General features: G+C 71.6%; 5 protein-coding genes and 1 pseudogene. 1 reads left to right on the top strand and 5 read right to left on the bottom strand.

Going from position 1 to position 7,107, the window contains the following annotated elements; translation table 11 throughout:
* The coding region (locus AA75_RS53145) for an amidase family protein (protein WP_033825572.1) at positions 1 to 170 on the top strand (170 nt) is incomplete at its 5' end.
* Positions 171 to 441: 271 nt separating this feature from the next.
* On the opposite strand, the gene AA75_RS40920 is transcribed toward AA75_RS53145, so the two are convergent.
* From AA75_RS40920 to AA75_RS40940, 5 genes and pseudogenes are all read right to left on the bottom strand, one after another.
* Positions 442 to 909 (bottom strand): VOC family protein, encoded by a 468-nt coding sequence (locus AA75_RS40920; RefSeq protein WP_051814273.1) that lies wholly within the window; start codon positions 907 to 909, stop codon positions 442 to 444.
* A 428-nt stretch (positions 910 to 1,337) separates the two neighbouring features.
* A pseudogene (locus tag AA75_RS40925) lies at positions 1,338 to 2,202 on the bottom strand (hypothetical protein).
* Positions 2,203 to 2,278: 76 nt separating this feature from the next.
* Positions 2,279 to 2,983, bottom strand: coding sequence for a GntR family transcriptional regulator (locus AA75_RS40930; RefSeq protein WP_033825573.1), 705 nt, complete (start codon positions 2,981 to 2,983; stop codon positions 2,279 to 2,281).
* Positions 2,984 to 4,169: 1,186 nt separating this feature from the next.
* Entirely contained in the window at positions 4,170 to 4,838 is a 669-nt protein-coding gene (locus tag AA75_RS40935; RefSeq protein WP_033825574.1) for an RICIN domain-containing protein, read from the bottom strand.
* A gap of 774 nt (positions 4,839 to 5,612) precedes the next feature.
* Positions 5,613 to 6,797, bottom strand: a complete 1,185-nt coding sequence (locus AA75_RS40940; RefSeq protein WP_033825575.1) for a transglycosylase family protein — start codon at positions 6,795 to 6,797, stop codon at positions 5,613 to 5,615.
* Positions 6,798 to 7,107: the final 310 nt, after the last annotated feature.

The raw sequence follows: 7,107 nt of genomic DNA on the forward strand, positions 1-7,107 counted from the left end.
CCAACATCACCGGAGTGCCGTCGCTGTCCCTACCGGTGGGCCACGACACGGCCGGCCTGCCGATCGGCATGCAACTCCTCGGGCGTCCGCTCGCCGAGAGCACGCTCCTGCGCGTCGGCCACGCCTACGAGCAGACCCGGCCCGCCCGCGACCTGGCGCAGGTGGCGTGAACGAATGACGGAGCCCGGCGGCATCACCTGGGGGACCGCCAGACGAAAAGAATTTGCTTTAGGCGCTGTCTCCGGCATGTCAGGGTTGGACGTGCCACGTCCGGGCCGGGCAGCCGCGGATCTGCCGGAACTCCTGACACGCGTCACGGGTGGGTCCGCGCTGACCGACGAGGCCCCGGAGCTCGCTCCGCCGGTCGGGGAACCGGAGCTCTACCGGGGCGGGCCTGGATCCCGTGCGTCGGCCCGGGCCGCTGCGCCGGGTGGGGCGGTGTCAGGATCCGGCTCCGGGGAGCCTCTGGGACAGTTCGATCATGTTGCCCCACGGGTCGCGGAAGAACGCCAGGCGGCGGCTGATGTCCTCGATCTCGAAGGGCTGACCGACGAGGTCGACGCCGCGCGCGGAGAGTTCGGCGCGCGCCGCGTCGACGTCGTCGACGTGCAGGCACACGTGCTGGTATCCGCCGTGCCGGAGGCTGACGGCCAGGTCGTCGACGACCTCGTTCGGGAAGGGCACGGGTCCGGCGAGCAGTTCCAGGTGGAACTCGTCGTCGTTCGGCGGGCAGAGGTAGGCGAGTCTCAGCTCCCCGTAGGGCCACTCGTGCAGGACCCGGAAGTCGAGCTTCTGCGTGTACCAGGCCTTGGCGGCCTCGTAGTCCGGGACACGGATGCCGACGTGGTGCCCCGCGAACGAGGCGAACGGACTCGTCGGATTCTTCGGCGGGTGTGCGGGCATGGGCATCGCGGTCTCCCCGGTCCTGTGGGACTACGGCATTCATTAGAACGCGGTCGCCGGCCTTCACCGCCCAGGCGCGCGGTCCGTGCCGGTCTGCGGGCCGTGGCGACCGTGCGGCCGGGCGGCCGGGCGCCGGCTCGCGGTGCCCCGGTGCTCGCCCCGCGCCCGGCCGGCCACGCTGCTGCTCCCTGACGGGGTCTGCGCCTTCAGATGTCCGGAGGGAGACGTTCACCGGGGCCGACGCGGACGGGGGCGGGCCGGAGCGGTTCGTCACGCGGGTGATGGCCGGTGGCGCCGCGGCCGGCCCGATCGGGGACGTGACGGATGGCCAGGACCCGTCGGTGGTGCCGGGCCGGTGCGTCGGGTTCGTGGCGGTCGCCCCCGTCCCGCGGTGGGCACCGCTGCCGCCACCGCAGGGTTCCGGGTCCCGGTTCTCAGCCCTTGCCGAAGTGCACCGGGGGGAAGGCACCTGCTGCTCGGAGGGTTGTGGAGAACCGGTTCGCCAGTTCGGTGAGGCGTGCGGTGGCGGCCGGGCCCAGGTGGTCGTACGGGGCGGCGTCGAGGCGGTCGGTGAGGGCCTCGGTCTCTGCGCGTAGGGCCGTGCCCGCCTGTGTGAGGTCGCCTGCGTGGTCCAGCAGGCCGCGTTCGCGCAGCTGGTCCCGGGTGGTGTCCCACTGCTGGGTGGACCACCCGCGGGTGCGCATGAACAGGGCCGAGGTGGGTGCCGTGCCGGTGGCGTTGTGCAGTACCAGCGCCTCGATGCCGGACAGGTCGGCGATCGCCAGGGCGGCGAGGTGGCCGTCGCCGCGGTGCTCGCGCAGCAGCGTTGCGGGCGTGCCAGAGGGCCAGGTGCGGTTCTTCGGGTACGGGGAGATCGGCGTTGGCGGCGTACAGCGGCCGGGCCTCCCGGCGGCAGGCTTCGGTGGCGTGGAGCGCCAGTTCGGCCGCCTCGGTGATGTCCGCGGACGTGAGGGCCTCCTTGCCGAGCAGCCGTTGCAGTGTTCGGTCCGCGCCGCGCAGCCGTGCCGCGAGCACCTTCTGCGGTGTGGTCACGGTCCATGCGGCGGGGATGTACCGCCGTATGTGCTCGTGGTTGAAGTTGTAGAACGTCGCGGTGACGGTGCCCGCGTCGACGGCGCCGAGCGGTGCCGCGCGGCTCGCTAGGTAGACCATGGCGCCGCGTTCCAGCCCGAGTGCGGTGAGTTCTTCCTCCGGCTCCGGTGCGAAGTACACCGATGCGTGCAGGGGGCTGACGGCGTTGTGGCAGCGGCGGTGTGCGCCCGCGTGGAAGGAAGTCATGAGGTGGCTCCGATGTCGGTGATCAGGTGGGTTCGTGCGGTCGGGTGGGCTCGTGAGGCCGGGTGGACGAGGCGCATCAGGCTTCGTCCGTGGGTTCGTGGTGGGGGCAGTCGGTCAGTCCGGCCGCGGTCTGGGTGAGGTGCTGGGTCAGGACCTCGGCTGCGGTGTCGGCGTCACGGGCGAGGGCCGCCTCCTCCAGCCGGCGGTGTTCCTCGAGGGCGTCCCGGTCGGGGTTGCGCTGCGCCGACCAGCGGCGGGCCAGCTCGCTGGCGGTCCACAGCCGGTCGAAGGTCTCCAGGAGGACGAGGTTGCCGCACCCGTCCAGCAGGGTGCGGTGGAAGAGCCGGTGGGCTTCGGCCCATGTGCTGCTGTAGTGCTTGCCCTCCTCGGGTGCGTACGCCGGGGTGCGGGCCAGACGGTGGTGGGCGGCCCGTACGCGGGCCTCCCAGTCCACGTCGCCGCGTTCGACGGACATCCGCAGCATGACCGGCTCGATGGTCCGGCGGGCCTCCGCGATCTCCTGCCACCGGCGGTCGGAGAAGGCCGGGACGGCGAAGCCGCGGTTGGGCAGGCGGTCGGCGAGGCCCTCGCCGACCACCCGCACGAGCGCCTCGCGCACGACGGCCAGGCTCACGCCCTGCTCCTTGGCGAGGTCCTGGGGCTTGAGGGCGTCACCGGGGGCGTGGTCCCCGCGCATGATCGCATCCCGCACGTGTGTGTAGACCTGCTCGGAGAGCATCTGTTTCCCCGCCGAGGGCGAGGTGTGGGGCATCTGGGTCATGACGAAATGATAGACGATCAGATCGATAATCGATTATCAGTTTTCGGGTCGACGTTGGCGGGAGTGATAGGCAGGCCTCATCGGTGGTTGCTGGAGTCGGCCTGGCGTGGCGCTGCCCGGAGACCGTGCTGACCGTTCCAGGAGGCCGCGAGGACGAGGCGATGGAGCCGCTGACGTGTCCCGACGGGCCACGGACCTGGCTCGGTGAGTTCGTCGAGGTACCCGTCGCACGTGTCCGGCGCGTCCACGCGTATGAGCCGGGCCCGGGGTGCCTGTACAGGACCGACGAGCCGTACGCCGAGTCGTCGGGCCCGCCACCCCTGAGTTCATACAGGACCCCCGACTGTCCTGGGGGGATCCGCAGACAGGCCCGCTGTTGGCCTCGCCCCCGCGGCCGTCAAGAGCCGGGCCGTCGGCCGCATGGCGGCCGGTCCGGCGGTCTGCCGGGTGGCCGGGGGTTGTTCCTGGTTCAGCCGAGGACGGCCATGCCGACCATGGCGATGACGAAGCCCGGCAGGGCCCAGCGCCAGCCACTGCCGGTGGCGGCCATCTCCGCCCGCGGGACCTGGCGGGAGTGGGCCATCAGTCCCAGACCCGCGAGCAACAGGGGTCAACCGATGAGGTGACGGATCAGCAGGCCGGGAGCGTAGGGCTTCCGGCGGTCCGGCGGCACCGGGTTCGGCCGGGCAGGCACGGGCCCGGTGCCCAGGACCGGACCGTCGGTTGCGCACCTACGGGGCCGTTGCCCGGAGGCTTCGCGCGCACTGTCCCGGCTGCCTGCGGTCCGGCTGCGACTGGCCGCCTGCCGCGGCCCCTGCCGCGTTGCTCCGGTGCGGGGGTGCGGGGTGCGGTGCGCGGGGGCGTGGTCGCGCGTGGTGACGCGGGCACCCGGCCCGTTCCCCCGGGCCGGGTGGGGGAGCGGCGGCACGGCGTGACGGGCCTTCCCCGGCCTTTCCTGCGGCAGCCGGCGCGGCACCCCCGGGCTGTGCCCGCGTCGCCGGTGGTCGCCGGTCAGGGCCGGCGCCGGCGCCGGTGGCGCCGTTCGGGGAGCGGCGCCCTCCGGGCCGGCGGACGTCATGTCGGGGCGTTCTTCGTCGGTGCTGTGTACGGTCGTGGTCCCGATGTCGCCCGTCTTGCGCTGCAGGATGAGGCGGCTCCCGTATGCGCGGGCGATCGGCCGGGCCCGTTACGCGCGGAACGTCCAGGCCTGGTTCCGCACGCCGGTGCAGTGCCACAGCTGCACCTTGGCACCGTCGTGGCCGATGGTGACGGTGTCGCCGTCGAGGCACTGGCCGCCGTCGAGGTTCTTCAAGGTGCCGGCGTCGCCGTCCCAGACCCAGACCTGGTTGCTCCCGCGGTTGCAGGTCCGCAGCTGCGCCTTGGCGCCGTCGGTACCGATCGCCGCGCTGTCGCCTTCGAGGCACTGAAGGTCGACGCTGTTCTGGATGTTGTACCGGCCGTCGGGCTCGTCGGCCACCTGCGACCAGTACCAGACCTGGTTCTCGGCGCCGGTGCAGTGCCACAGCTGCACCTTGGCGGGGTCGTGGCCGAGGGTGACGGTGTCGCCGTCGAGGCACTGCCCGCCGAGGTTGTTGGTGAACAGTCTGGCGCGGTAGACGATGCGTTTGCTGTTCGAATCGCGGCGGGCATGCGATCCGGCCCCCGGGATCTGGGAGAGCGACGTCACGTCCACCACCTGCACGTCCGCCTGCGCAAACGCCGTCGCCGGAAGTACAGCCGGTGCCGCACCGGTCGCCTGCGCCGTTGCGGGAGTGAGCGCGAGGGCGAGAGCGCCCATGGCGGCGGTGGTGCGGAGCCTGATCCGGATCTTCCGTGCCGCGGTCCGAGTGACCATGAGACCTTCCTGTTCGCCTGGTAGTTGACCTGCGGATCACCGACTTCCGCAGGAAGTGCGTATAAGGACTATTGCCAAGCTGGCAGGTCCGCCCCACGCTCTGCAATCCCGAACAGCCATTCGGGGAAGCGATGGAAGAAGACGATGCGGCCGGCCGGTCGACGACCTCGCCGCCGTCGTGCGGACCGGATGACCTGGAGTCCGTGCTGGATGCGGCTCGGGCGATGCCGGACCACGCCGGTGGGTGACTGAGTGGTCCTGCTTCGGTCCGTGCTGTCGTTCGACGGCGTGGAGGTCCAGGACAGGTGCTTGGAAGGGTTGCCGACCGGCGAGTACGAGGTCGACAGCCCGTACTGCGGTGTGAACCTGTGCATCGTGATCGAGGCGGACGACTGCTTCTGCTACAGCGCTAACGACGCGTCGGGAGACATGTTCCGATCCCCTCTGCATCCGGTATCGCCAGGTGACCTGGAGGACTGCCGAGGCGGCCGCACGAGCGGGCAGCCGCGGGCGGACGGGCAGGCATGGCTCGTGGGGTGCGTTGTCTGTTCGGGTGGGCGACGTGTACGGACTGCTCCACCGGCTTCCCGGTGGCGGATCGAGTGGCGACCCGCTGGATCTTTTGACCGGGCCGGGAAGTTGGCCGTCTCGCCGGTCGCCGACGCTTGTGGCGGGGGCCGGACGATCGGCCCCCGTCCGGCTGGCCGCCAGGGCGGCCAGCCGCGGGGAACCGGTCGGGTGTGTCGGGGTCCGATTCGGCCGGCGGCCTGGGTGTCAGGCGTAGATGTCGTAGCCGTACCCGATGTCGGTGCGGCCGGTGAACGTCCCGTCGCCCCTGCCCATGTAGGAGTACAGGTGACCGGTGGACCTGTCCCGGGCGAGGAGGTCGGCGACGCCGGTGTTGTTGATGTCGCCGGGGCCGGTGAGGGCGTCGTACTGGTTCCAGCCGCCGCCGAGGTCGGTGCGGCCGGTGAAGGTGCCGTCTCCTCTGCCCATGTAGGAGTAGAGGTGACCGGTGCTCGGGTCGCGGGCGAGGAGGTCGGGGACGCCGGTCCGGTTGATGTCGCCCACGCCGACGATCGTGTCGTACTGGTCCCAGCCGCCGCCGATCCTGGTGCGGCCGGTGAACGTCCCGTTGCCGATGCCCATGTAGACCCAGAGGTCGCCGTTCCGGTCCCGGGCGAGGAGGTCCGGGACACCGGTGTTGTTGAGGTCTCCGGCACCGATCAGGAGGTCGTACTGGTTCCAGCCGCCGCCGAGGTCGGTGCGTCCGGTGAAGGTGCCGTCGCCCTTGCCCATGTAGGAGTAGAGGTGACCGGTGCTCGGGTCGCGGGCGAGGAGGTCGGGGACGCCGGTCCGGTTGATGTCGTCAACGCCGACGATCATGTCGTACTGGCTCCAGCCGCCGCCGAGGTCGGTGCGTCCGGTGAAGGTGCCGTCGCCCTTGCCCATGTAGGAGTAGAGGTGACCGGTGCTTGCGTCGCGCGCGAGGAAGTCGGCGACGCCGGTGCTGTTGATGTCGCCCACGCCGACGATCGGCGACATCCCCGGCGCCATCGGCGGTGGTGCGTCTGGGTAGGGGGCGGCGTGGTCGTCGCCGAGCCCGGCCCGGGGGCCGCAGACGGGCCAGGCGCTCTCGCCCTGCCCTCGGAGCACCTCTTCGGCTATGAGGATCTGCTGCTGCTTCGTGGCCAGGTTCGCCTGCGGTGCGAACCGCGTGCCGCCGTAGGCGGACCAGGTCGCGGCGCTGAACTGCAGGCCGCCGTAGTAGGTCGGACTGCCGGAGCTGACGGTGGTCCAGTCGCCGCCGCTCTCGCAGTCGGCGACCTTGTCCCAGGTTCGGACCGAGGCCGCGCTCGCGTCGCCGAGGGGCAGGATCGCTGCCGCGAGCGTCACGGCGGTGGACAGGGCCAGGGCGGCGGCCGTTCGTGCAAGGGTGGGGGTGGGGCGATCGGACAAGGGAACTCCCAGGAGTCGGGGACGGCGCGTTCGTGACGGACGGCGCGCATGGTGGGCGAAGGGGCCGGCCCGCGGCGTTGCGCGGGCCGGATGCTGTTCAACGGGCTTGTGGGGAGCAGTTGTTCGGTGGGCGGTCGTGGTGCGGGCGGTCGGGGGTCAGGAGTAGATGTCGAAGCCGTAGCCGACCTGGGTCCGCCCGGTGTAGGTGCCGTCGCCCTTGCCCATGTAGGCGTAGAGGTTGCCGTTCTTGTCGCGGGCGAGGAGGTCCGGGACGCCGGTGTTGTTGATGTCGCCGGGGCCGGTGAGGGCG

The sequence above is a fragment of the Kitasatospora sp. MBT63 genome, from assembly GCF_000710465.2.
GTDB lineage: Bacteria > Actinomycetota > Actinomycetes > Streptomycetales > Streptomycetaceae > Kitasatospora.